Source organism: Massilia sp. Dwa41.01b (assembly GCF_014171775.1).
GTDB lineage: Bacteria > Pseudomonadota > Gammaproteobacteria > Burkholderiales > Burkholderiaceae_D > Telluria.
The window spans coordinates 3,361,840-3,383,501 of record NZ_CP050454.1 but is presented as its reverse complement, the minus strand read 5'-3'; the positions used below and the strand labels follow the sequence as shown (position 1 = coordinate 3,383,501).

The window sequence follows — 21,662 nt, the reverse complement described above, 5'->3', positions numbered from 1 at the left end:
CACGGCTACCGTGATGGAACCACCGATGGACACCAAGAAAAAGAATCGCGAGCACATTTCAGCTCTTGCCGACGGCGCCTTGCCGAAGGAAGACCTCGAACTGGCTTCCCTTGCCCTGCGCACCGATGACGGTCAGCAAGCGTGGGAAGTGTACCACCGGATCGGCGATACGCTGCGCGCGCAAGCGTCGATCGACCTTTCCCCCGGCTTTTCCGAACGCCTGGCTGCGCGCCTTGCCGCCGAGCCCTTGCACGGCCAGCGCGCCGGCAGCCTCGAGGCCGAGCTTGGCGCGCCGGCGGCCCTGACCGCATCGTCGCCATCGTCCTGACTCAGGCGTCCTGACTCGCGCGTCCGGCGCCGCGGATTGCCGCCCCGCGCGCCTTCGCTCCGCATCGATGCGCACCGCCGCGCGCCGATGCGGAGACCACGTCTCCCCATCCCTGCGCGTTTCGCGCATTTCTCGCCCTTGCCCGTGCTCTCGCCGCCCTGTGCAGGCGCGGCTGGCTCCGCCGGCTGGGCTGCTGCCCTCCCTTCGGATCCGGCAGGCTCATTCAATCCATCGCGCCATCCCAGCGGCCTGCGCGACAAGCGGGCGGTTTTTGGCTTACCATAACGTCAATTCCCGTCCCTGACTCTTGACTCCCATGACAAGCAAAACTGCGAGCGTAGTGTTGTCGGCCCTGTTGTCGGCGTGTGCCGGTGTATCCCTGGGCCTGTCCCTGCCGGCCCCGGCGCTGGCGGCGGCACCCGTGCCAACCCCGGTCGTGACCGGCCTGCCCGATTTCTCCGACCTGATCGACAAGGCCGGGCCGGCCGTCGTCAACATCCGCACCACCGAAAAGGTGCGCCTCGGGCAGGGCGGTCCGGGCGAGGAAGAGATGCAGGAATTCCTGCGCCGCTTCTTCGGCCAGCCGATTCCGCGCCGGCGCTCGCCCCAGCCGCAGCAGCAGGAAGAAGAGGTCCAGCGCGGCGTCGGTTCCGGCTTCATCATTTCCGACGACGGCTATGTGCTCACCAACGCCCACGTGGTCGAAGGCGCCGACGAAGTGACCGTCACCCTGACCGACCGCCGCGAGTTCAAGGCCAAGGTGCTCGGCTCCGACCGCCGTTCCGACGTCGCCCTGCTGAAAGTAAGCGCGTCCAATTTGCCTTACCTGCGCACCGGCGACTCGAGCAAGATCCGTGTCGGCGAGTGGGTGATCGCGATCGGTTCTCCGTTCAACCTCGACAATACCGTGACGGCCGGCATCATCTCGGCCAAGTCGCGCGATACGGGCGAATACCTGCCGCTCATCCAGAGCGACGTCGCCGTCAATCCCGGCAACTCGGGCGGTCCGCTCATTAACATGCGCGGCGAAGTCATCGGCATCAACTCGCAGATCGCGACCCTGTCGGGTGCCTACAACGGCATCTCGTTCGCCGTTCCGATCGACGAGGTGATGCGCGTGGCCGACCAGCTCAAGAAGACGGGCCACGTCACCCGTGGCCGCCTGGGCGTGCAGATCAGCGAAGTCACGCGCGACGTTGCCGAGTCGCTGGGCCTGGGCAAGGCGCGCGGGGCGGAAGTGTCGATGGTCGAGCCGGGCGGGCCGACCGAGAAGGGCGGCATCCGCGTCGGCGATATCATCCTGCGCTTCAATGGCCAGCCGATCGACACCACCCGCGACCTGCCGCGCCTGGTCGGGGCGACGAAGGTCGGCACCCGCGCGACCGTCACCGTCTGGCGCCGCGGCGCCCAGCTCGACGTGCCGGTGACGATCGTCGAGCTCGAGGAAGAAAAGGCGGCCGCCGCCAAGCCGCAGCCGAACAAGGCCGTGCTGGTGGCGCGCCGAATGCGCTGGGCCTGCATGTGTCGAACCTGACGCCGGAGCAGCGCCGCCAGCTGCGCATCGAGGGCGGCGTCATGGTCGAGTCGTCCGAGGGCAGGGCGGCCACGGCGGGCATCCGTGCCGGCGACCTGATCCTGCAGATGAACAATGTCGAGATCAAGGATACGGCCCAGTTCAATGCGCTGGCGTCCAAACTCGATCCGAAGAAGAGCGTTGCCGTGCTGGTGCGGCGCGATAACGCGACCCAGTACCTGGTCGTGAAGCCGGCGGCAGCGAAGTGACCCGGCCGGTGCCGCCATTTACCCTGTACTCGCGCAGCTACTGCCACCTGTGCGAGGACATGCTCGCCGCCCTGCAGGCGCTCGCGCCAACAGGGGCAGCGTTCCAGGTCGACGTGATCGATGTCGATGCCGACCCGGCCCTGGTCGAACGCTTCGACGAGCTGGTGCCGGTGCTGTACGGCCGGCTCGACGAGCCCGAGCTGTGCCATTACTTCCTCGACGAGGCGGCAGTGCGCAACTATCTCGCGGGCATCCCCGCGTAGGATAGACGACGCGTCAATCCGCTCCAGGGTGGGCGTGGCCGCCGAGCCGCCCCGTGCCCACCCTGCGTCCTCTGGTTTATTCCCTCGCAAAACCCACCCTCGGGCACAAAACAGCCGCAGCCGGCCACCCCTCCCTCATAATCCGGGCTTTCTAACCTGAAATCCGGTAAAATGCCTGGTTTGGAAAAGCGTTGGTCCCTGGTACATGGGCTTACACGTTGAGCTTTGATGCATCGAAGGCGCTCGCCTGGGGAAGACCAGCCCCACACGAAGCGCCTTTTTCGTATTGCGCAGGCGGTTTCGCCCCTTTTTGGTTTTGAGCTTTGTTAATGAACAACATACGTAACTTCTCCATCATCGCCCACATCGACCACGGCAAATCGACCCTGGCCGACCGCATCATCCAGCTGTGCGGCGGCCTGTCGGATCGCGAAATGGACGCGCAGGTGCTCGACTCGATGGACCTGGAGCGCGAGCGCGGCATTACCATCAAGGCGCAGACCGCGGCCCTGCAGTACAAGGCGCGCGACGGCCAGACCTACAACCTGAACCTGATCGATACCCCCGGCCACGTTGACTTCAGCTATGAAGTCTCGCGCTCGCTGTCCGCCTGCGAAGGCGCGCTGCTGGTCGTCGACGCGTCGCAAGGCGTGGAAGCGCAGACGGTCGCCAACTGCTACACCGCGCTCGACCTGGGCGTGGAAGTGGTGCCGATTTTGAACAAGATCGACCTGCCGCACGCCGATCCGGACAACGCCAAGAAGGAAATCGAGGACGTCATCGGCATCGACGCGTCGGAAGCGACCACCTGCTCGGCCAAGACCGGCCTCGGCGTGGAAGACGTGCTGGAAGACCTGATCAAACGCGTGCCACCGCCGAAGGGCGACGTCGATACACCGCTGCAGGCCCTGATCGTCGACTCCTGGTACGACCCGTATGTCGGCGTCGTGATGCTGGTGCGCGTGGTGAACGGCACGCTGCGTCCGAAAGACAAGATCCTGCTGATGGCCACCGAATCGGTGAACCTGGTGGAAAACATCGGCGTGTTCACGCCGCGTTCTGTCTCGCTGCCCACCCTCTCCGCCGGCCAGGTCGGCTTCGTCATCGCCGGCATCAAGGAACTGACCGCCGCCAAGGTGGGCGACACCGTCACCCTGGCGAACCGTCCGGCACCCGCGCCGCTGCCGGGCTTCAAGGAAGTCCAGCCGCAGGTCTTCGCCGGCCTGTTCCCCGTGGAAGCGAACCAGTACGACGCCCTGCGCGACTCGCTGGAAAAGCTCAAACTGAACGACGCCGCCCTGATGTACGAGCCGGAAGTGTCGCAGGCGCTGGGCTTCGGCTTCCGCTGCGGCTTCCTGGGCCTGCTGCACATGGAAATCGTGCAGGAACGCCTCGAGCGCGAATTCGACATGGACCTGATCACGACGGCCCCGACCGTGGTGTACGAAGTCGAGATGCGCGACGGCTCCATCATCCGCGTCGACAACCCGTCGAAGATGCCGGAACCGTCGAAGATCAACGAAGTGCGCGAGCCGATCGTCGACGTCAACCTGTACATGCCGCAGGAATATGTCGGCTCGGTGATGACGCTGTGTAACGGCAAGCGTGGTGTCCAGATGGACATGGCCTACCATGGCCGCCAGGTGAAACTGCACTACGAAATCCCGATGGCGGAAATCGTGCTCGACTTCTTCGATCGCCTGAAGTCGACCTCGCGCGGCTATGCTTCGATGGACTACGAGTTCAAGGAAAACCGCGCCGCCGACGTCGTGAAAGTCGACATGCTGATCAACAGCGAGAAGGTCGATGCGCTGGCCATCATCGTGCACCGCGCCAACGCACCTTACCGCGGACGCCAGGTGGCGGCAAAAATGCGCGAACTGATTCCGCGCCAGATGTTCGACGTGGCGATCCAGGCGGCGATCGGCGCCACCATCATCTCGCGCGAAAACGTCAAGGCGCTGCGCAAGAACGTGCTGGCCAAGTGCTATGGCGGCGACATCAGCCGTAAGAAGAAACTGCTTGAGAAACAAAAAGCCGGTAAGAAACGCATGAAACAGGTTGGTTCGGTGGAGATTCCACAGGAAGCCTTCCTCGCCATCCTTCAAGTGGAAGATAAATGAACCTGCAACCGATCCTGGGGAATTTTGCGCTCATCCTGTTCGTGGCCATGGTGGTCACGGGCCTTATCTGGTGTCTCGACGTTTTCGTACTGGCCAGGCGCCGCCGCGCCGCGGCCGATGCGGCGCTGGCCGAATACGATGCCCGCAATGCCAAGCTGACGGCAAACGGCATCAAGGTCGACAATAACGCGAATCGCGCGGCCATCGAGGCAGCCAACCTGCGCCAGCCGACCTGGATCGAGTATTCCGGCAGTTTCTTCCCCGTCATCGCACTCGTGTTCGTGCTGCGTTCCTTCCTGTGGGAGCCGTTCAAGATCCCGTCGAGCTCGATGGTGCCGACGCTCCTGATCGGCGACCTGATCCTGGTGAATAAATACACCTACGGTATCCGCTTGCCGATCATCAACAAGAAGATCATCGAGATCAACGATCCACAGCGCGGCGACGTGATGGTGTTCAAGTATCCGAAGGACATGAGCCAGGATTACATCAAGCGTGTCATCGGCGTGCCGGGCGACACCATCGTCTATGACAACAAGCGCCTGACGGTGAACGGCAAGCCGGTCGACTACACGCCGCTGGACGACTACCTCGACGACGAACGCCCGGTCTACCACAAGCAGCTCATCGAGAAGCTGCCGGGTGCCGAACACCGTATCCTGAATTCGGAATCGCGCCGTCCCTTCGACCTGGGTGCCGTCGAGAATTTCCCGAACCGCGAGGCCTGCGACTATTCCTACGACAAATTTACCTGTATCGTACCGAAGGGCAACTATTTCATGATGGGTGACAACCGCGACAACAGCGCGGACAGCCGTTACTGGGGTTTTGTTCCGGATAAAAACATTGTCGGCAAGGCCTTCCTGGTCTGGATGAACTTCGGCGATCCGAAGCGCATCGGCGGCATCAAGTAAGGCCCCGGCTTCGCCAAGGAGAAACGATGCAGCAACCGAAACAGGTTTTATTCAGCAGGCAGCGCGGCATTTCCCTGACCGGCTTGATCCTGGTGCTGGCGGTGCTGTCCGCCTTCGCCGTGGTCGCGATCAAGATCATTCCGTCCTATATCGAATTTCGCGCAGTGCGTGACGGCATCGTCCGGGCCAAGGCCGCGGGCGGTACCGTGCGCGACATGCAGAAGACCTTCGACAAGTACGCGGAAGTCAACAACGTCGAAGCCGTCCGCGGACAGGACGTCGTGATCACCCGCGATGGCGACACCCCGGAACTGAGCTTCGCCTACGAGAAGCGCATTCCGTTCACCGACCGGATCTCCATCGTCATCGATTACGATGGCACCACCGACCCGAGCGGCGTGGTGGCGGCCAAGGCCGAGTGATTCGCCGCACGCCGGTGCAGGCGCACCGGCGTGCTCATCCATACGTAAGCGCGACGCCTCCCGCGCGGCCGGCGCGCCATGCTGGCAAGCATTGCTATGGGCGGGGCGCCGCTGGCGTGTCGCGGGTTGCACCATCGATGCTCCGCAAGCGGCCGCTCGGCGCCAGCGGGCAAGCGGCGCCGCCGGCGCCGCGCTCGTACTACAATTAATCATAATGAATCTTCAGTTACTGCAAACTCGCTTAGGGTATTCGTTCCGGGACGCTGGCCTCTTGCAGCAGGCCCTGACCCATCGTAGCCATAGCAGTCTGCATAACGAACGCCTGGAATTCCTCGGCGATTCGGTCCTCAACTGCGTCGTGGCCTCGATCCTGTACGAGCGCTTCAACAACCTCGACGAGGGCGACCTGTCGCGCCTGCGCGCCAACCTCGTCAAGCAGCAGTCGCTCTACGAAATCGCCCAGAAACTCGAACTGTCGCAATTCCTGCGCCTGGGCGAAGGCGAGCTCAAGTCGGGCGGATTTCGCCGTCCCTCGATCCTGGCCGACACCCTCGAGGCGCTGCTGGGCGCGATTTTCCTGGATGCCGGCTTCGATGCCGCGCGCGACGTGATCCGCGCCTTCTACATTCCGCTGCTCGACACGGTCGACCCGCGCACGCTGGGCAAGGACGCCAAGACCCTGCTGCAGGAGTTCCTGCAGAGCCGCAAAATTTCGCTGCCGACCTACAACGTCATCGCCACCCATGGCGCCGCCCACAACCAGGAATTCGAGATCGAATGCACGGTACCCAAGCTCGGCATCCAGGTGTTCGGCCGCGGCGGCAGCCCGTGCCGGCGAACAGGCGGCGGCGCGCCTGGCGCTCGAGGTCGCCGAACAGGCCCTGCGCAAGACCCCGGCCTCGGCGCGCAAGGCCAAGCCGCGTGCCGCCCAGCTGAAGCTGGCAGGCATTGCCACCATCCGGGCGACGACGCGGCGGGAAGCCCTGCGCCAGCCGCCGCGCCCACCAAACACGCATGAACGAGCCCAGCAATATTATGAACACCCGATCCGATACCCAGCCCGCCGACACCGGCCCGGCCGAGAAACATCCAGCCGCTGAAGCCACCGAAGCCGCCGCCGAGCAACATGCCGCCGCGCACCAGCCTGGCAAGCACGACGAATCCGATACGGAATCCGACGACGCAGGCGAGGCCGTGGAGGATGCAGCGGGCGCCGACCTGAACGCTTTCTTCAGCGAGCGCGGCACCGCCGGCGCCGCGACCGCGGGCTTCCGCTGCGGCTACATCGCCATCGTCGGCCGTCCGAACGTGGGCAAGTCGACCCTGATGAACCAGCTGATCGGCGCCAAGGTGTCGATTACCTCGCGCAAGGCGCAAACTACGCGCCACCGCATCACCGGCATCCAGACCGTCGACGATGCCCAGTTTATCTATGTCGATACACCGGGCTTCCAGACGCGTCATGCGAATGCACTGAACAAAACGCTGAACAAGACTGTCTCGAACACGCTGACGGCCTCGGACGTTGTCCTGTTCGTCATCGAGGCCGGCACCTTCGGCCCGGCCGACCAGCAAGTGCTGGACCTGCTGCCGAAAAACGTGCCGGTGATCCTGGTCATCAACAAGTCGGACCACATGAAGGACAAGGCGACCCTGATGCCCTTCGCCCAGAGAGTGGCCGCTTTGCGCGACTTCACGGCCATCGTGCCGGTCTCGGCCAAGTTGCGCTTCCAGATCGACTCGCTCGAGCGCGAGATCCGCAACCACCTGCCGGAAAACCCGCCTGTCTTCGGCCCGGACGACATCACCGACCGCAGCGAGAAGTTCCTCGCAGCGGAAATCGTGCGCGAGAAAGTGTTCCGCCTGCTGGGCGACGAACTGCCCTACACCAGCACTGTCCTCATCGAGCAGTTCCTGCAAGAAGGCAACCTGCGGCGCATTTTTGCCGCCATCCTGGTCGAGCGCGACACCCATAAATCGATGATTATCGGTAACAAGGGAGCGCGCCTGAAAGAGATCTCGACGCAGTCGCGCCTGGACATGGAAAAGCTCTTTGGCGGACCGGTGTACCTGGAGATCTGGGTGAAGGTCAAGTCTGGCTGGGCCGACAACGAAGCGGGCCTGCGCGCCTACGGCTACGAGTAAGCCGCAGCCGGAGGACCACCCCCACGCATGACGCCCCCCGATACCGACCTCGATACCGACAACGGGGGCAGTGCGCCCCTGCCAGTCCCCGCACCGGTGCCCCCGCAGGCGCCGGTGGCGGCTGCGCGCCGCAGCCGCACCCCCGTGCGCGATACCCGCGTCAACGGCCAGCCGGCGTTCGTGCTGCACAGCTATCCCTACAAGGAAACCAGCCTCATCGTCGACCTGTTTACGCGCGACCATGGGCGCATCGCGGTCGTCGCCAAGGGCGCCAAGCGGCCGCTGTCGAAGTTGCGCGGCGTGCTGCAGACCTTCCAGCCGCTGGCCGTGTCGTGGAGCGGGAAGTCAGAACTGCGCACCCTGATCGATGCCGAATGGGTGGGTGGCATGCTGCCGCTGGAACGTACGGCGCTCCTGTGCGGTTTCTACCTGAACGAGCTGCTGGTGAAATTGCTGGCACGCGACGACCCGCACCGCGCCCTGTTCGATCACTATATTTCGACCTTGAACGAGCTGGCCCACGACGAACCGGCGCAAATTGCCTTGCGAAAGTTCGAAAGGGCCTTACTTAAGGAAACGGGCGTGGCCGCCGACCTGGGACGCTCGACGACGACGCGTGAGGTGGTGCAGGCCACGAGCGACTACGTGGTCGATCCGGAACGCGGTGCGCGCGAGGCGCGCGTGTCCGATGTCTGGCCCGTGGTGTCCGGCAAGACCCTGCTGGACATGGAGCGCGAGGATTACGGCGACCCGGCAACGCAGAGCCAGAGCAAGCAGCTGATGCGCTTCCTGCTGGCGCATCACCTGGGCGGCGTGCCGCTCAATACGCGCCAGATTTTGATCGACCTGATGCAGTTATAAACTTCTAAAAACCATGAGCTTCCTGCAACCTGTCGGCCCCGTCATCGACCTGGGCGTGAACATCGACCACATCGCCACCGTGCGCAACGCGCGTGGCACTGTTTATCCCGACCCGCTGCGCGCGGCCTTGCTGGCCGAGCAGGCCGGCGCCGACCTGATCACGCTGCACCTGCGCGAGGACCGGCGCCACATCAAGGATGCCGACGTGCTGGCGATCCGCCCGCAACTGGCCACGCGCATGAACCTGGAAGCGGCGGTGACGCAGGAGATGATCGATTTCGCCTGCCAGGTAAGGCCGCAGGACGTCTGCCTGGTGCCCGAGCGGCGCGAGGAAGTGACCACTGAAGGCGGGCTGGACGTCATCCGTTACTTCAAGGAGGTGGAAGCGGCCGTGAAGCAGCTGAAAGGCGAGGGCATCCGCGTCTCGCTCTTCATCGATGCCGACGCCGCGCAGATCGAGGCCGCGGCGCGCACGGGCGCGACCGTGATCGAGCTGCACACGGGGCGCTATGCCGAGGCCGAAGGCACCGAGGCGGCCGCGGAACTGGAACGCATCAAGGTCGGCGTCGCCGCCGGCGTCAAGCATGGCCTGGTGGTCAACGCCGGGCACGGCCTGCATTACACCAACGTGCAGCCCGTGGCGGCCATCCGCGACATCGCGGAGCTGAACATCGGCCACGCGATCGTCGCTCACGCGCTGTTCGCCGGCTGGGAGAACGCGGTGCGCGAGATGAAGGCGATCATGGTCGCGGCGCGCCTGGGCGTGTCGCTGGGGACGCAATGAAGGAGGGGGCGAAATGATTTATGGCATCGGCACCGACATCGTGCAGATCTCGCGTGTCGAGGCGGCCCTCGCACGCAGCGGCCCGCGTTTCGCCGAAAAGATCCTGGGCCCGCAGGAGCTTGAAAAATACCATGCCCGCAGCGCCAAGAACGCGGTGCGCGGGCTGCGCTTCCTGGCCACCCGGTTTTCGGCCAAGGAAGCGTTCTCGAAGGCGATTGGCCTGGGGATGCGCATGCCCATGACCTGGCGCTCGATGCAGATGCTCAACGCCCCGAGCGGCAAGCCGACCATCGTCTGCAGCGGGGCCCTCGAAGAATTCATGCGCCAGAACGGTTTGACGGCACAGGTGACGATCAGCGACGAGGCCGATTACGGCGTCGCTTTCGTGATCGTCACCCAGGACCCGGCGAAGTAACAGACAAGCGAAGCACCAGTGGGCAAGGAAGTTCCAGTACCCGACGCGGGCTTGCCTGCGCGGGATGAGCAGTTGGTGGACGAGGCGGTGGCCTATGTGGCCGCTGGCGGCGCGGCGATGCCAAACCGCGGCGCGCAAGAAGGCCCGTACTCGCGCCACCAGGACCAGGACAAGGCCGTGCCCGCGCCGCGCGCGCGGCCGGACAGTTGGCAGGCGATGAAAGAAGAATTGAAAGCAACGCTCAGGGAAGACGCCCTGGAACCGGTGAAGCCGAGCGAGTCGGCGCGTGTACGCGTGTTGGAAACCGTCGCCAAGCTGCCAGGCTTGCCGGGCGTGTACCGCTATTTCGACGCCAATGGGAACGTCCTTTACGTCGGCAAGGCGCGCAACCTGAAGAACCGCGTCTCGAGCTATTTCCAGAAGAACCTGTCGAGCCCGCGCATCGCGATGATGGTGTCGCAGATTGCCAACCTGGAAACGACGGTCACCAGCAGCGAAGCCGAAGCGCTGATCCTGGAAAACAATCTGATCAAGACGCTCAAGCCGCGCTACAACATCCTGTTTCGCGACGACAAGTCCTACCCCTACATCAAGATCTCGAGCGGCGAAGCGCCGCGCATGGGTTACTACCGCGGTGCGCTGGACAAGAAGAACCAGTACTTCGGTCCCTTCCCGAGCGCCTGGGCCGCCAAGGAATCGATCCAGCTGCTGCAGAAGGTGTTCATGCTGCGCACCTGCGAGGACAGCGTGTATGCCAACCGCACGCGTCCCTGCCTGCTGCACCAGATCGGCCGCTGCAGCGCGCCCTGCGTCGACCTGGTCGCGCCGGAAGACTACAAGCGCGACGTCGACAATGCCGCGCGCTTCCTGCGCGGACGCCAGGGCGAGGTGCTGGAAGACCTCGAGCAGAAGATGCAGTCGTATGCGATGGAGCTGAAGTTCGAGCAGGCGGCCAGCGTGCGCAACCAGATCCAGGCGCTGTCCAAGGTGCTGCACGCGCAGAGCATGGAAAACGTGGGCGACGCCGACGTCGACGTCATCGCCGTGCTGGTGCAGGGCGGCCGCGCCTGCGTCAACCTGGCGATGGTGCGTGGCGGCCGCCACCTGGGCGACCGCGCCTATTTTCCGTCGCACGTCGGTGAATCGCTCGGCGAAGAGCCGATCGAGGTCGAAGTGCTGGCCGCTTTCCTCGCCCAGCATTACTCGGGCCAGTTCATCCCGGGCACCCTGGTCCTGAACGTCGAGTTCGACCATCCCGAGCTGATCAGCGCCCTGGCCGAGCAGTGCGGCCACCGCATCAACCTGATCTTCCAGCCGCAGGGGCAGCGCCGCCAGTGGCTGGAGATGGCCTGCAAGGGCGCCGAGATTTCGCTGGCGCGCCTGCTGTCCGAGCAGGGTTCGCAACAGGCGCGCACCCGCGCGCTGGCCGATACCTTGCATCTCGACAGCGAGGACCTCGACACGCTGCGCATCGAATGCTTCGACATCAGCCACACGGCGGGCGAGGCCACCCAGGCTTCATGCGTGGTCTTCCACCATCACCAGATGCAGAACGGCGAGTACCGCCGCTTCAACATCAACGGCATCACCCCGGGCGACGATTACGCCGCCATGCGCCAGGTACTGACGCGCCGCTACGAAAAGGTGGCCAACGGCGAGGGCGTCGTGCCCGACATCGTGCTGGTCGACGGCGGCAAGGGCCAGGTCGAGATGGCGCGCCAGGTGTTCGAGGAGCTGGGCCTCGATATCTCGCTGATCGTCGGCGTGGCGAAAGGGGAGGCGCGCCGCGTGGGCCTGGAAACCCTGATCTTCGCCGACGGCCGCGCGCCCCAGGAGCTGGGCAAGGAATCGGCCGCGCTGATGCTGGTGGCCATGATCCGCGACGAGGCGCACCGCTTCGCCATCACCGGCATGCGCGCCAAGCGTGCCAAGACGCGCCAGGCCTCGCGCCCGGAAGAGATCGAAGGCATCGGCGCCAAGCGCCGCCAGCGCCTGCTGGCCCGCTTCGGCGGCCTGCGCGGCGTGGTCGACGCCAGCGTGGAGGACCTGATGTCGGTGGAAGGCATCTCGAGTACGCTCGCCGAAGAGATCTATCGGCAGTTGCATTGACCGCAGGGTGGGCGGCTCCGCCCGACTGTGTGCGCTTCGCGTGCGTATGCGCCGCCCACGCGTTCAACCACCGCCCGAACTATCGCGGCGTATCATTGGCGGGTGATGCGCGGCGGATGCGCTATCGACAGGCATACATCCGGGCAGAGCCGTCTACCTTGCGCCATCGCCGGCATCCATGCCCCGTTCGCTACCGCCGAGCTGAACTGGTTCAAAAGGCAATACCCATGTAGACTAGCGGCGCACGCTTTTTTAACGGTAAACCAGTTCAACCTCTATGCCTTTTAACATCCCGATTCTCCTGACCTGGTTACGTGTAGCACTCATTCCCCTCGTTGTCGGCGTCTACTATCTTCCCGAACACTGGCTGACGCGTCCCGAACAGAACCTGGCGGCGACGCTCGTATTCATCGTTGCTGCGATCACCGACTGGTTCGACGGCTTCCTGGCGCGGCGCTGGAACGAAACCTCGGCCTTTGGCGCTTTCCTCGATCCGGTTGCCGACAAGCTGATGGTCGCCGGCGCCTTGCTGATGTTGATCCAGCTCCAGCGTGTGGATGCGGTCATCGCCTTCATCATCATCGGCCGCGAGATCACGATCTCGGCCCTGCGCGAATGGATGGCCGAGATCGGCGCGCGCAAGTCCGTTGCCGTCAGTTCGCTGGGCAAGGTCAAGACTGCCGCGCAGATGGCGGCGATCCCGATGCTGCTGTTCCATGACCGCCTGTTCGGCCTGGATATGCACTACTGGGGCGAGATCCTGTTGTGGGTGGCCGGCGTGCTGACGGTATGGTCGATGTTCTACTATCTGCGCCGCGCGTGGCCGCTGATCAAGGAAAAAAGCGGGAATTTGTAAGATTACTTCTTCGTCATCCTTGACGTACGGATCAGATCATCTATAATGCTTGCCTGTTGCGACGACATCGCAGCAAACGACAGACAAAGCGGGAGTAGCTCAGTTGGTAGAGCGCAACCTTGCCAAGGTTGAGGTCGAGAGTTCGAGACTCTTCTCCCGCTCCAACGTTTGCACTGAAGTCGACGATAACTCAGCAGTACCGGTTGTCTTGGAAGTTGTCACAATTTCTGCGATAATCAATGTTTCCAGCATGCGGGAGTAGCTCAGTTGGTAGAGCGCAACCTTGCCAAGGTTGAGGTCGAGAGTTCGAGACTCTTCTCCCGCTCCAGTTTGGAGCAGCAGTAATGCAGGTGCGGTAACACACTCCAAGCGGGAGTAGCTCAGTTGGTAGAGCGCAACCTTGCCAAGGTTGAGGTCGAGAGTTCGAGACTCTTCTCCCGCTCCAGGTTCTCGAACCGGCGTGTATGAATGGCAGTAACTCCTAAGCGGGAGTAGCTCAGTTGGTAGAGCGCAACCTTGCCAAGGTTGAGGTCGAGAGTTCGAGACTCTTCTCCCGCTCCAGAATGCGAGAAAGCAATTGCTTCTCATGTTGTGTTGGCAAATAACCCGCCAGCCCGGCAGTTGTACCTAATCCTCCGGCGAGGTAGCAAAGCGGTTATGCAGCGGCCTGCAAAGCCGTCTAGACGGGTTCGACTCCCGTCCTCGCCTCCAGAATGCAAGCAGAAAATCGCCGCCCGCCGGCGATTTTTGCATTTCTGGCTCCCACATCGACCAAGCTCGTCCATCATTGATCCGCCACAAAGCTCGCCAGCTCGGCAGCTGTATTCTTGGTTCTGGCGAGGTAGCAAAGAGGTTATGCGACGGCCTGCAAAGCCGTTCAGACAGGTTCGATTCCTGTCCTCGCCTCCAGAATGTCGAAACGGGCCCTTCATTGAGGGCCCGTTTCTTTTGCGGCGTGCAGCGCGAACGAACGATAAGCATCGTCGCATGCCCCACACGACAGCTCAGCCTGTCAAGGCCGAGCCACAAGCAACTGAACAGTTCCCCAGGCACGCCTGATTCCTCGCAAACCGTCGACGTCACCCAGCTCTAAGCTGGACAGGTCATCCATCCCGAGGCCGGCCATGCACCATACCGCATTACCCCTCATGCAGCGCCAGGCGCCAATGCAAGCCAGGGCTTCCAATGGCAGCGAGGGCGCCAGATGACGACAGCGATCCCACGCGTGAGCGTCCTGATGCCGACCTACGAGCAGGCAGCCTTCCTGCCGCGGGCGCTGGACAGCCTGTTCGCACAAACGCTGGCCGACTGGGAAGTCATCGTCATCGACGACGGCTCCAGCCCGGCAACGCGCGCGGCGCTGGCGCCGTGGCGCGGCGATCCGCGCGTGCGGTATGTGCGCCACGAGCGCAACGAAGGGCTGGGCAAGTCGCTTAACCTCGGGCTCGAGATGGCGCGGGCGTCCATGGTGGCCTACCTGCCCAGCGACGATGTCCATTACCGCGACCACCTGGCGCAGCTGTGCGCGGCGCTCGATGGGGACCCCGGTGCGATACTGGCGTATTCCGGCCTGCGCCACAGCTATAACCGCCACGCCGCAGGGCAAATCCCCGACAGCTGGCTGCAGCTCGTCCAATGCCTGCACCGGCGCTGTGCAGTGCGCTGGACCGAGCGTAGCGGATTTGAATCCGACGACCTGGAGCAATTGTTTTGGCACCGGCTGCGGCCGCTCGGCCGTTTCGTGGCTACCGGACAGGTCAGTTGCGAGTGGGTCGACCATCCGGCCCAGCGTCACAAGCTGATGCAGGAGCCGCTGGGTGGCATCAATCCTTTTCGCCAGCATTACCGGGTACGCGAGCCCCTGCGCTTTCGTACTTCACGGGGCAACGTCATCGACGAGCTCAGCCAATACGAGAGCACACGTGCGCGGGCGCCAACGCCACGCGCGCCCGATGGCCTGAAGATCCTGCTCGTTGGCGAACTTGCCTACAATGCCGACCGCATCCTCGCGCTGGAGGAGGCAGGGCATACGCTCTACGGTTTGTGGACGCGCCAGCCCTACTGGTACAACACCGTCGGGCCGCTGCCCTTCGGCCATGTCGAGGACCTGCCCATGGACGACTGGCGCGGCGCAATTGCCCGCGTCCAGCCCGACCTCATCTACGGCCTGCTGAACTGGCAGGCGGTACCCTTCGTGCACGAGGTCATGCTCGCCACGTCCGGCATTCCCTTCGTCTGGCATTTCAAGGAGGGACCGTTCATTTGCCTGGAGAAGGGAACCTGGCCGCAGCTGGTCGCGCTCTACCAGCATGCCGATGGCTGCATCTTCAGCAGCCCCGAGATGCGCGACTGGTTCGATACCATCGTGCCGGGCCTGTCGCGAACGCGGCCCTGCCACGTGCTCGACGGCGACCTGCCGCGCCAGGCGCAGTTCGACGGACCTGCGGCGCCGCGGCTGTCGGCGCTGGACGGCGCGCCCCATACCGTGGTGCCGGGGCGGCCGATCGGCCTGCATCCGCACACCGTGGCCGAGCTGGACCCATGAGGGCGTGCACCTGCATTTCTATGGCGACTTCACGCAGGGGCAATGGCGCGAATGGATCGACAAGGCGGGGGCGCTGGCGCCGCGCCACCTGCACCTGCACGCGAATGTCGAGGGCGCGCGCTGGCGCGAGGAATTTTCCCGCTACGACGCCGGCTGGCTGCATGCTTTTGCCAGCGAGAACCGGGGCGAGCTTCGCCGCGCCAACTGGGACGACCTGAACTACCCGGCGCGCATGGCCTTGCTGGCGGCTGCCGGCTTGCCGATGATCCAGCGTGACAATACTGGTGCGATCGTGGCTACGCAAACCCTGGCCAGGGAACTCGGCATCGGCGTGTTTTACCGCAGCATTGCCGATCTGACCGAGCAACTGCGTGACGGGCCGCGGCTTGCCGCGATCCGCGAGCGTGTCGAAGCGGCGCGGACCCGCTTTTGCTTCGATAGGCATGTCCCTGCCCTGATTGCATTTTTCCGTGAGGTGATTGCGTCCGCCGCTGACGCGCCGCGACCGGCCAGGCTGTTTCTGGCCGGGCCGCAGCCGGCCGGACCGGTACGCTTGACGCGACGACCGCCGCGTCTGAACCGGCCGCACCAACGGCGGCAGCCAGCCGGCCACCCTAGAAAAACGGCGGACACGATTGTCTTCACCGCCAAGACAACAGCCTGGCCGCAACCATGTGGCAGCAAACTGAGGTATACGCCCGCCGCTGGCGGCCCGCCGGCCGCGTCAGAACGACATCGGCACACGCACCATCAGCGTCACGTCCGGCGTATCGCGCGTCAGGCCGGCACCGACCGCCACGCTGAGCGTTTTCTTGTCGCTCAAGCGGTAGGAATAGCCGATCAGGAGTGTACCGAGCTGCATGCGCACCGAACCCGGCACGGTGCGTCCGGACTGTTTGGTGCGCGCCACCGAGTTGTGGTCGTAGCCGACGCTGAACGAGGCCTTGTCGTTCAGCGCCAGGCCCATGCCGAAATTGAAGCCGATGACGCCGCCCGGTGCCACCTCGCCGAGCGATTCCTGCTCTCCGCCGAGCACCGTGCGCGAGACCTCGCGCTTGAAATTGTGCAGGTAGCTGAAGCTGCCGAAGAAGACTGCCGGGTCGGACGGGAACAGCCAGGTCAGGCTCGGCTGCAGCGAGTAGAAGCCCGAGCCGGTCGGCAGCTCCAGCGGCAGGCCGCTGCCGGTGATGTTCTCGCCGATGCAGCGGCGCTGGCAGTCGGTGGTGACTTCGAAGGGATCCTTGCCGGTGCGCGACTTGAAGCGCAGGCCGCCGATGAAATACGGCTTGTCGACGCCGCCGTCGTTGAGCTGGTAGCGCGCGGCCAGTTCGATGTCGCCGATCGACTTGCCGCTGGTTTCGAACGCACGCTCCACGGCGGTGCCGGTGAACACCTCGCGGCTGACGGTGGCGTCGCTGCGGTAGACGTAGGGCAGCTTGGCCTCGACTTCGACACGGTTGGTGAGGCCGCGGCGCAGGGTGACGGTGGCGGTGGTCGTGTTGCGCTTGACCTCGCGCACGTCGATCAGGCCGATCAGGAGCGCCGGAATGACGGTATAGCCGACCAGGGCGACCCGGTTGCTCGACGAGTAGCCATATTGCAGGGCCGGTTCGAATACATATTTGCCGCGTGGCGTCAGCACGCCCGGTTGTTCGAAGATGGGCGCGACCTCGGGCGTGCGCGCATCGCGCGTGGGGGCGCGGCCGACCGCAGCCGTGCTGGTGGCGGCGGTGGGCGCGCTGGCCGGCCCGCCCACCGGTGCCGCCGGGCGGCGGGGATTGCGGCGCCGCGCCCGCGGGGCCGGTGCCACGCAGCAGGTCGAGCTGCGCTGCGGGGGCCGGCACGCTCAAGCCGGCCGCGAGCGGGGAGGCCGATGCCGGATTCGCCGGTGCCTGTCCGGCGCCGCGTGCGGCGGACAGCAGGTCGGCGGAGGCCACGGGCGTCGCAGCGCCCGCGAGCGCCGGCGCTGGCAGGGCGTCCGGCGCCGGCAGAGGCGCTTGCTGCCGCGCGGACCGTACGTCACGCTCGAGTTCGTCGATACGGGCGCGCTGCTCCTCGAGCTGCTGGCGCATCGCCTTGAGCTGTTCGGCCAGTTCCGAGGCGGACTGCGCCCGCGCCGGAAGGGCGCACAATGCCGCGCCGACGGCCAGTGCGCCAAGACGTAGCGCCGGGAATGTCTGCATAAATCGCTCCATGTGGGTGGGCCGTCAGCGGGGGCCGAGGGCGGTTGACAAGGCATTATTCAGGCTTGCGCCGAAATTAAGCGCACGCAACATCCCGGCGGAGTTGACGGTCGCATTGATGGCGGTCTGGCTCTTGATCAGCTGGTCGTTCAGGCTGTTCTGGATGATGGTGCCGCCAAGCAGCGTGGTCGAGTCCGGCGTGATGGCGCGCACTTCGCCGTTCTGGATCAGGCGCAATTGGCCAAGCGTTTCGCTCGACACGCTGGCCTGGCCGGAAGCCAGCTTGCCGATGTCGCCCAGCTGCAGTTCGGTGCGCTCGACAACGTTGCCGTTGATGGTAACGAGCCGCTCCAGGCCCAGCGTGACCGTGAGGCCGTCGGCGGTGATGAAGCCGCCGCGCGCTTCGTCGAGCGCGGCCGCGTCGACGGCGTTGGCGGCGGCGAAGAGCGCGGGCGGCGCATCCGGGCCTGCGCGGCTGGGATAGTCCCGCCAGGGGGCAAGAGCAGGACGGACAGTGTGAAGGCATGCCGCATGGTGGTTCCTTAGAAATCGCCGGGGCCGAATTTCGGCAGCCCGTAGGTGCTGTCGACGGCGCGGCCGAGGCCATCGTCCAGCGGCGCACGCGGCGCGTTGCGCCAGTCCGCGTCCTGGTTGAAGCCGGGCTTGCGCGGGCCGTCGTGGATGACGAACAGCAGTTTGTTGGTCCAGATCGACTCGAAGCGCGCGCGCGGCATCAGGCGCGTGCCGCGCGACGGGTCGCCCAGCAGGATGCGCCCGTCTTCAGCACCCTTGACGACCACGAAATGGTGGTAGCCGTTGTCCGAGACGAGCACGATGGCCGGCAGCTTCGCCTCGATCAGCTTGTCGAGCGGCAGCTGGAAGCCGTTGGCGGTAAAGCCGTGGCTTTTCAGGTAGCGCTGCATGTCGAGCAGCGAAAAGCCTTCGCGGCGGATTTTCTGCTGGTCGCCGCCGACGAACATCTCCCGGAAGGCATCCTGTTCGCTGGTCGGGGTGGCGTAGTGGTGGGTCAGCAGCGTGGCGAGCGCGGCCGAGCCGCAACTGAAGTCGTACTGCTGGCGCAGCGTGGCCTGGAAACGCAGGTCCTTCATGCTTTTCACGGGCATGCCGACGCGCATGCCGCTGGGCAGGGCCATCTCGGCGGCGCCGCTCGCCGCCGGCAGCAGCAGGGCGCCCCAGGCAAGCCAGGAAAGTGCGCGGCGCTTCATCGGAACTGCAGGTTGACGACGGTCGCGTTCTGGATCAGGACGTTGGCGCCGCTGTTCTGGATGACGACCGGAATCCCGGACATGTTGGCGAAGGAGCCGGCATCGATCGTGTTCGATCCGGTATTCACGTTGGTGGCGCTGTTGTTGGCGACGTCGCCGCCCAGTCTGGTGTCGTTGAGCACCGTATCGGCGCGGCCGCGTTGGTGCTCGAGCTTGCCCGGGTCGACCGCCTGGGCCGTTTCGCCGCCGATCGCGAACGTAGCGGTTTCCTGGCGAACGGGCTCGTTCTCCGGCGTGGGTACGAGCATGCTGGCGGCCTCGTCCACGAGCGGCATGGCGCTCAGCTCCGCGGCCGTCATCAGGGCGGTTCACCCGCGAAGGCGGGCAAGCCGAAAGCGGCTGCCGCCGCCAGCGCCCAGGCCTGGCGCAGGGGGGTACATGCAAAAATCGTTTTCATCGTTTCTCCCTGAAATCCCGGGACCGCCAGGCGGTAGGTGCGGCAGTCCCGATACTGCTTATCGCGCAATGCGCGAGCAATGCGCGAACGGCGCACTGCCCATCCGTAGAAGGGCAGTGCGCTGGCGCTTACGGGCCGACGGCCAGGTTGCTCTGGACGTTGACGCTCTGCTGGACAAGGGAGGAGAAGCCGTTGTTCTGGCTCAGTACCGTGACACCGGCGGCCGACTGGCCGACGCTGCTCATGGTGTTCGACATGTCGAAGGTGCCCGCGCTGACAGTCTGGGTGCCGCCGGCGCCGCCGGTGGCCGTGCCGCCTGCCCCGCCGGTGCCGGTGCCCGCCGTGTTGGCGCCGGACGCGCCGCCCATGCCGCCGGTGCCGGTGCCGCCAGTGCCGCCTGCGCCGCCGTTACCGGCCGTCGCCGCGCCCGAGGTGGTCGAACCGTTGGTGGCGCTGCCCGAGGTAGCCGCGCCGCCCGAGGAGCCTGCACCGCCCGTGTTCGAGGCCAGGCCGGTCGAGCCGCCTGCGCCGCCGGCGCCCGCCGCCGCACCGGCGCCACCCGTGCTGGTGCCGGCCGTGGCCGACCCGCCCGCGCCGCCCGTGCCGCTGGTGCCGCTGCCGGCTGCGCCGCCGGTGCTGGTCAATGCCGCGCCCGCCCCGCCGGTGCCGCCCGTGGCGGTGCCGCCGGCCGCGCCCGCGCCAGCGCTGGCCGTGGCCGTCGCGCCCGAGCCCGCCGTGCCGCCGGCCCCGCCAGCCGCACCCGCGCCGCCCGTACCGCCAGCCGCGCCGGCGCCGCCGGCGCCGCCGGTGCCCGTGCCCGCGGTCGCGGTGTTGCTGCCGCCAGTCACGGTGCCGCCCGTGCTGGTCGAGGTGCCGCCGTCGGCCGCGCCGCTGGCGCCGCCGCCGGCATCCGGGGTGCTTGCGCCGCCGGCCCCGCTGCTGGCCATGTTGCCGCTGCCGGTAGCCCCCGCACCGCTCGAATCGCCGCTGGAGGTCGCGCCGCCCACGGTCGCCACGCCGCCGGCCGCGCCGCTGCCGCCGGTCCCGCCCATGCCACCCATGCCGCCGGCGGCGCCATCGGCGCCATTGCCGCCGTTGCCTCCGGTGGCGGCCCCGGTCGAACCACCCATGCCGCCATTGCCGGCGGCCACGCGGCCGGCGTTGCCGCCATTGCCGCCTTCATTGCCCATTGCGTTGCCGCCCATGCCGCCGCTACCGGCACCGCTCGCACCGCCGGCGCCGCCCATGCCGCCGCCGGCGTTGCCGCTGGAGCCACCCGCACCGCCACTGCCGCCCGATCCGCCCGAGGCACCCGAGCCGCTCGCGGCGTTCGATGCCAGGCCGCCGGCGCCGCCAGCGCCTGCCGTCGCCGTGCCGACCATGGCGTTGCCGGTGCTGGCGCTGCCGGTCGTCGCATTGCCACCGGTCGAGCCGGAAGCCGCCGTGCCGCCAGTGCCGGTGGCGCCGCTGCCACCATTGCCCATGGCGCCGCCGCCCGTGCCCGTCGCGCCGGCGCCGCCGGTGGCGCCGCCGCCGTTGGCGTTACCGAAGTTGTTGGCGACGTTACCGATGTTGCTGATTGCATTGCCGGTGACGGTGCCCTGCAGCGAGCTGGTCGCCGTGGCGCTCGAGGTGTTGAACGAGTTCGCGAAGTTCGAGGTCGCCGTGCCGCCGTTGTTGGCAGCCGCGGCCCCCATCTCGCTGGCCATGGCCGAACCGGTGCTGCGGTTCTGCCCGGAATTGTCGCGCGTCGACGAATCGTTGTTGCGGTTCGAATTGTCGTCCGTGCTGGTCGTCGTCGTCGTGACCGTCGAGTTGTCATCCATGCTGGCGCTGCCGCCATTGGCGTTCGCGCCGCCGCCGCTCTGGGTCACGGTGGTCGAGGAATCGGTGGTCGGGTCCGTCGTCTGGGCCTGGGCATTCAGGCCGAAAGCGAGCGACAGGGCGGTAACGAGCAAGGTCTTGTTCATGCAAATTCCCCTAGGGTGTGTGGTTGAGTTCGGACTGGCAGTCGTACCAGTTGAACCCCTTTATGCAAATCCGATGCCACCCCTGAAGATTCATTCCCAAATAATTGAATTCAAAGCACAAATCTCCTGAGAAACCGCATATTTGCGAAAAGACATTGTTGGTAGGAATTTAATGTTTTATGGCTGAGCCGAAAGTGGAGCAGTTGTGTAGCAGCGTTGGAGGAGACGGGCCGGACAGCTTCTTGTAGGATTTTGCTTGCCAACAGATCGGGATACAGC

Annotated in this window: 19 protein-coding genes, 6 tRNA genes and 2 pseudogenes; 22 read left to right on the top strand and 5 right to left on the bottom strand. The window is 65.5% G+C overall.

Features of this window, described 5'->3' with window-relative positions; translation table 11 throughout:
- Window positions 1-25: 25 nt before the first annotated feature.
- The 20 genes and pseudogenes from G4G28_RS15510 to G4G28_RS15415 all read left to right on the top strand — a co-directional run bounded on the left by G4G28_RS15510 (window position 26) and on the right by G4G28_RS15415 (window position 15,547).
- Window positions 26-328: a sigma-E factor negative regulatory protein gene (locus G4G28_RS15510; RefSeq protein WP_183107559.1), complete on the top strand. Its 303-nt coding sequence runs from the start codon at window positions 26-28 to the stop codon at window positions 326-328.
- 316 nt (window positions 329-644) lie between these two features.
- Window positions 645-2,110, top strand: a pseudogene (locus tag G4G28_RS15505) (DegQ family serine endoprotease).
- A 59-nt stretch (window positions 2,111-2,169) separates the two neighbouring features.
- Window positions 2,170-2,373: a glutaredoxin family protein gene (locus G4G28_RS15500; protein WP_229425642.1), complete on the top strand. Its 204-nt coding sequence runs from the start codon at window positions 2,170-2,172 to the stop codon at window positions 2,371-2,373.
- A gap of 329 nt (window positions 2,374-2,702) precedes the next feature.
- Complete coding sequence (gene lepA, locus G4G28_RS15495) at window positions 2,703-4,496, top strand: translation elongation factor 4 (protein WP_182988945.1); 1,794 nt, start codon at window positions 2,703-2,705, stop codon at window positions 4,494-4,496.
- Entirely contained in the window at window positions 4,493-5,410 is a 918-nt protein-coding gene (lepB, locus tag G4G28_RS15490) for a signal peptidase I (protein WP_182988944.1), read from the top strand. Before lepA ends, lepB begins: the two co-directional genes overlap by 4 nt.
- A 26-nt stretch (window positions 5,411-5,436) precedes the next feature.
- The gene (locus G4G28_RS15485) at window positions 5,437-5,832 is read left to right on the top strand and encodes a DUF4845 domain-containing protein (RefSeq protein ID WP_182988943.1); all 396 of its coding nucleotides are present in this window, start codon (window positions 5,437-5,439) and stop codon (window positions 5,830-5,832) included.
- 214 nt (window positions 5,833-6,046) lie between these two features.
- A pseudogene (gene rnc, locus G4G28_RS15480) lies at window positions 6,047-6,795 on the top strand (ribonuclease III); the annotation flags it as partial.
- Between the two features lie 72 nt (window positions 6,796-6,867).
- Window positions 6,868-7,977 (top strand): GTPase Era, encoded by a 1,110-nt coding sequence (era, locus tag G4G28_RS15475; RefSeq protein WP_229425113.1) that lies wholly within the window; start codon window positions 6,868-6,870, stop codon window positions 7,975-7,977.
- Between the two features lie 27 nt (window positions 7,978-8,004).
- Window positions 8,005-8,838, top strand: coding sequence for a DNA repair protein RecO (recO, locus tag G4G28_RS15470; RefSeq protein WP_183107558.1), 834 nt, complete (start codon window positions 8,005-8,007; stop codon window positions 8,836-8,838).
- A 13-nt stretch (window positions 8,839-8,851) separates the two neighbouring features.
- Window positions 8,852-9,622: a pyridoxine 5'-phosphate synthase gene (locus tag G4G28_RS15465; RefSeq protein WP_182988941.1), complete on the top strand. Its 771-nt coding sequence runs from the start codon at window positions 8,852-8,854 to the stop codon at window positions 9,620-9,622.
- 13 nt (window positions 9,623-9,635) lie between these two features.
- Window positions 9,636-10,037, top strand: a complete 402-nt coding sequence (gene acpS, locus G4G28_RS15460; RefSeq protein WP_182988940.1) for a holo-ACP synthase — start codon at window positions 9,636-9,638, stop codon at window positions 10,035-10,037.
- 117 nt (window positions 10,038-10,154) lie between these two features.
- Window positions 10,155-12,146 carry an excinuclease ABC subunit UvrC gene (gene uvrC / locus G4G28_RS15455; RefSeq protein WP_229508098.1) on the top strand — a complete coding sequence of 664 codons (1,992 nt, stop codon included), beginning with the start codon at window positions 10,155-10,157 and terminating at the stop codon, window positions 12,144-12,146.
- Between the two features lie 277 nt (window positions 12,147-12,423).
- A complete protein-coding gene (gene pgsA / locus G4G28_RS15450; RefSeq protein WP_182988939.1) occupies window positions 12,424-13,002 on the top strand; it encodes a CDP-diacylglycerol--glycerol-3-phosphate 3-phosphatidyltransferase in 579 nt (192 codons plus the stop codon).
- A gap of 88 nt (window positions 13,003-13,090) precedes the next feature.
- Window positions 13,091-13,166: transfer RNA gene (locus tag G4G28_RS15445), tRNA-Gly, on the top strand.
- Window positions 13,167-13,254: 88 nt separating this feature from the next.
- Window positions 13,255-13,330: transfer RNA gene (locus G4G28_RS15440), tRNA-Gly, on the top strand.
- Window positions 13,331-13,371: 41 nt separating this feature from the next.
- A tRNA-Gly gene (locus G4G28_RS15435) sits at window positions 13,372-13,447 on the top strand.
- 40 nt (window positions 13,448-13,487) lie between these two features.
- Window positions 13,488-13,563, top strand: a tRNA-Gly gene (locus G4G28_RS15430).
- Between the two features lie 76 nt (window positions 13,564-13,639).
- Window positions 13,640-13,713: transfer RNA gene (locus G4G28_RS15425), tRNA-Cys, on the top strand.
- Window positions 13,714-13,837: 124 nt separating this feature from the next.
- A tRNA-Cys gene (locus tag G4G28_RS15420) sits at window positions 13,838-13,911 on the top strand.
- 295 nt (window positions 13,912-14,206) lie between these two features.
- Window positions 14,207-15,547 (top strand): glycosyltransferase family A protein, encoded by a 1,341-nt coding sequence (locus G4G28_RS15415; RefSeq protein ID WP_202033851.1) that lies wholly within the window; start codon window positions 14,207-14,209, stop codon window positions 15,545-15,547.
- 724 nt (window positions 15,548-16,271) lie between these two features.
- Here the strand turns inward: G4G28_RS15415 and G4G28_RS15410 are convergent.
- Window positions 16,272-17,357 carry an acetate kinase gene (locus tag G4G28_RS15410; protein WP_229507673.1) on the bottom strand — a complete coding sequence of 362 codons (1,086 nt, stop codon included), beginning with the start codon at window positions 17,355-17,357 and terminating at the stop codon, window positions 16,272-16,274.
- Between the two features lie 187 nt (window positions 17,358-17,544).
- Here G4G28_RS15410 and G4G28_RS15405 point away from each other — a divergent pair, with 187 nt between their 5' ends.
- On the top strand, window positions 17,545-17,712 hold the full coding sequence (locus tag G4G28_RS15405; RefSeq protein ID WP_182988938.1) for a hypothetical protein: 168 nt from the start codon (window positions 17,545-17,547) through the stop codon (window positions 17,710-17,712).
- A 42-nt stretch (window positions 17,713-17,754) separates the two neighbouring features.
- Here the strand turns inward: G4G28_RS15405 and G4G28_RS15400 are convergent, their stop codons facing one another.
- On the bottom strand, window positions 17,755-17,991 hold the full coding sequence (locus tag G4G28_RS15400) for a hypothetical protein (protein ID WP_183107557.1): 237 nt from the start codon (window positions 17,989-17,991) through the stop codon (window positions 17,755-17,757).
- On the opposite strand from G4G28_RS15400, the gene G4G28_RS15395 reads away from it, so the two are divergent.
- Complete coding sequence (locus tag G4G28_RS15395; protein ID WP_183107556.1) at window positions 17,968-18,276, top strand: hypothetical protein; 309 nt, start codon at window positions 17,968-17,970, stop codon at window positions 18,274-18,276. The genes G4G28_RS15400 and G4G28_RS15395 overlap by 24 nt on opposite strands.
- Here the strand turns inward: G4G28_RS15395 and G4G28_RS15390 are convergent.
- The 3 genes from G4G28_RS15390 to G4G28_RS15380 form a co-directional block, all read right to left on the bottom strand.
- A complete protein-coding gene (locus G4G28_RS15390) occupies window positions 18,273-18,956 on the bottom strand; it encodes a C39 family peptidase (RefSeq protein WP_182988936.1) in 684 nt (227 codons plus the stop codon). The two genes, G4G28_RS15395 and G4G28_RS15390, sit on opposite strands and share 4 nt — an antisense overlap.
- On the bottom strand, window positions 18,953-19,315 hold the full coding sequence (locus G4G28_RS15385) for a hypothetical protein (RefSeq protein ID WP_229507672.1): 363 nt from the start codon (window positions 19,313-19,315) through the stop codon (window positions 18,953-18,955). Before G4G28_RS15385 ends, G4G28_RS15390 begins: the two co-directional genes overlap by 4 nt.
- Window positions 19,316-19,541: 226 nt before the next feature.
- On the bottom strand, window positions 19,542-21,383 hold the full coding sequence (locus G4G28_RS15380; protein ID WP_183107555.1) for a hypothetical protein: 1,842 nt from the start codon (window positions 21,381-21,383) through the stop codon (window positions 19,542-19,544).
- Window positions 21,384-21,662 lie beyond the last annotated feature (279 nt).

Bases quoted from the DNA above. Each gene is read 5' to 3' on its own strand.
- G4G28_RS15510 (WP_183107559.1), top strand. From the start codon at position 26: ATGGACACCAAGAAAAAGAATCGCGAGCACATTTCAGCTCTTGCCGAC.
- G4G28_RS15500 (WP_229425642.1), top strand. From the start codon at position 2,170: ATGCTCGCCGCCCTGCAGGCGCTCGCGCCAACAGGGGCAGCGTTCCAG.
- lepA (WP_182988945.1), top strand. From the start codon at position 2,703: ATGAACAACATACGTAACTTCTCCATCATCGCCCACATCGACCACGGC.
- lepB (WP_182988944.1), top strand. From the start codon at position 4,493: ATGAACCTGCAACCGATCCTGGGGAATTTTGCGCTCATCCTGTTCGTG.
- G4G28_RS15485 (WP_182988943.1), top strand. From the start codon at position 5,437: ATGCAGCAACCGAAACAGGTTTTATTCAGCAGGCAGCGCGGCATTTCC.
- era (WP_229425113.1), top strand. From the start codon at position 6,868: ATGAACACCCGATCCGATACCCAGCCCGCCGACACCGGCCCGGCCGAG.
- recO (WP_183107558.1), top strand. From the start codon at position 8,005: ATGACGCCCCCCGATACCGACCTCGATACCGACAACGGGGGCAGTGCG.
- G4G28_RS15465 (WP_182988941.1), top strand. From the start codon at position 8,852: ATGAGCTTCCTGCAACCTGTCGGCCCCGTCATCGACCTGGGCGTGAAC.
- acpS (WP_182988940.1), top strand. From the start codon at position 9,636: ATGATTTATGGCATCGGCACCGACATCGTGCAGATCTCGCGTGTCGAG.
- uvrC (WP_229508098.1), top strand. From the start codon at position 10,155: ATGCCAAACCGCGGCGCGCAAGAAGGCCCGTACTCGCGCCACCAGGAC.
- pgsA (WP_182988939.1), top strand. From the start codon at position 12,424: ATGCCTTTTAACATCCCGATTCTCCTGACCTGGTTACGTGTAGCACTC.
- G4G28_RS15415 (WP_202033851.1), top strand. From the start codon at position 14,207: ATGACGACAGCGATCCCACGCGTGAGCGTCCTGATGCCGACCTACGAG.
- G4G28_RS15390 (WP_182988936.1), bottom strand. From the start codon at position 18,956: ATGAAGCGCCGCGCACTTTCCTGGCTTGCCTGGGGCGCCCTGCTGCTG.
- G4G28_RS15385 (WP_229507672.1), bottom strand. From the start codon at position 19,315: ATGACGGCCGCGGAGCTGAGCGCCATGCCGCTCGTGGACGAGGCCGCC.
- G4G28_RS15380 (WP_183107555.1), bottom strand. From the start codon at position 21,383: ATGAACAAGACCTTGCTCGTTACCGCCCTGTCGCTCGCTTTCGGCCTG.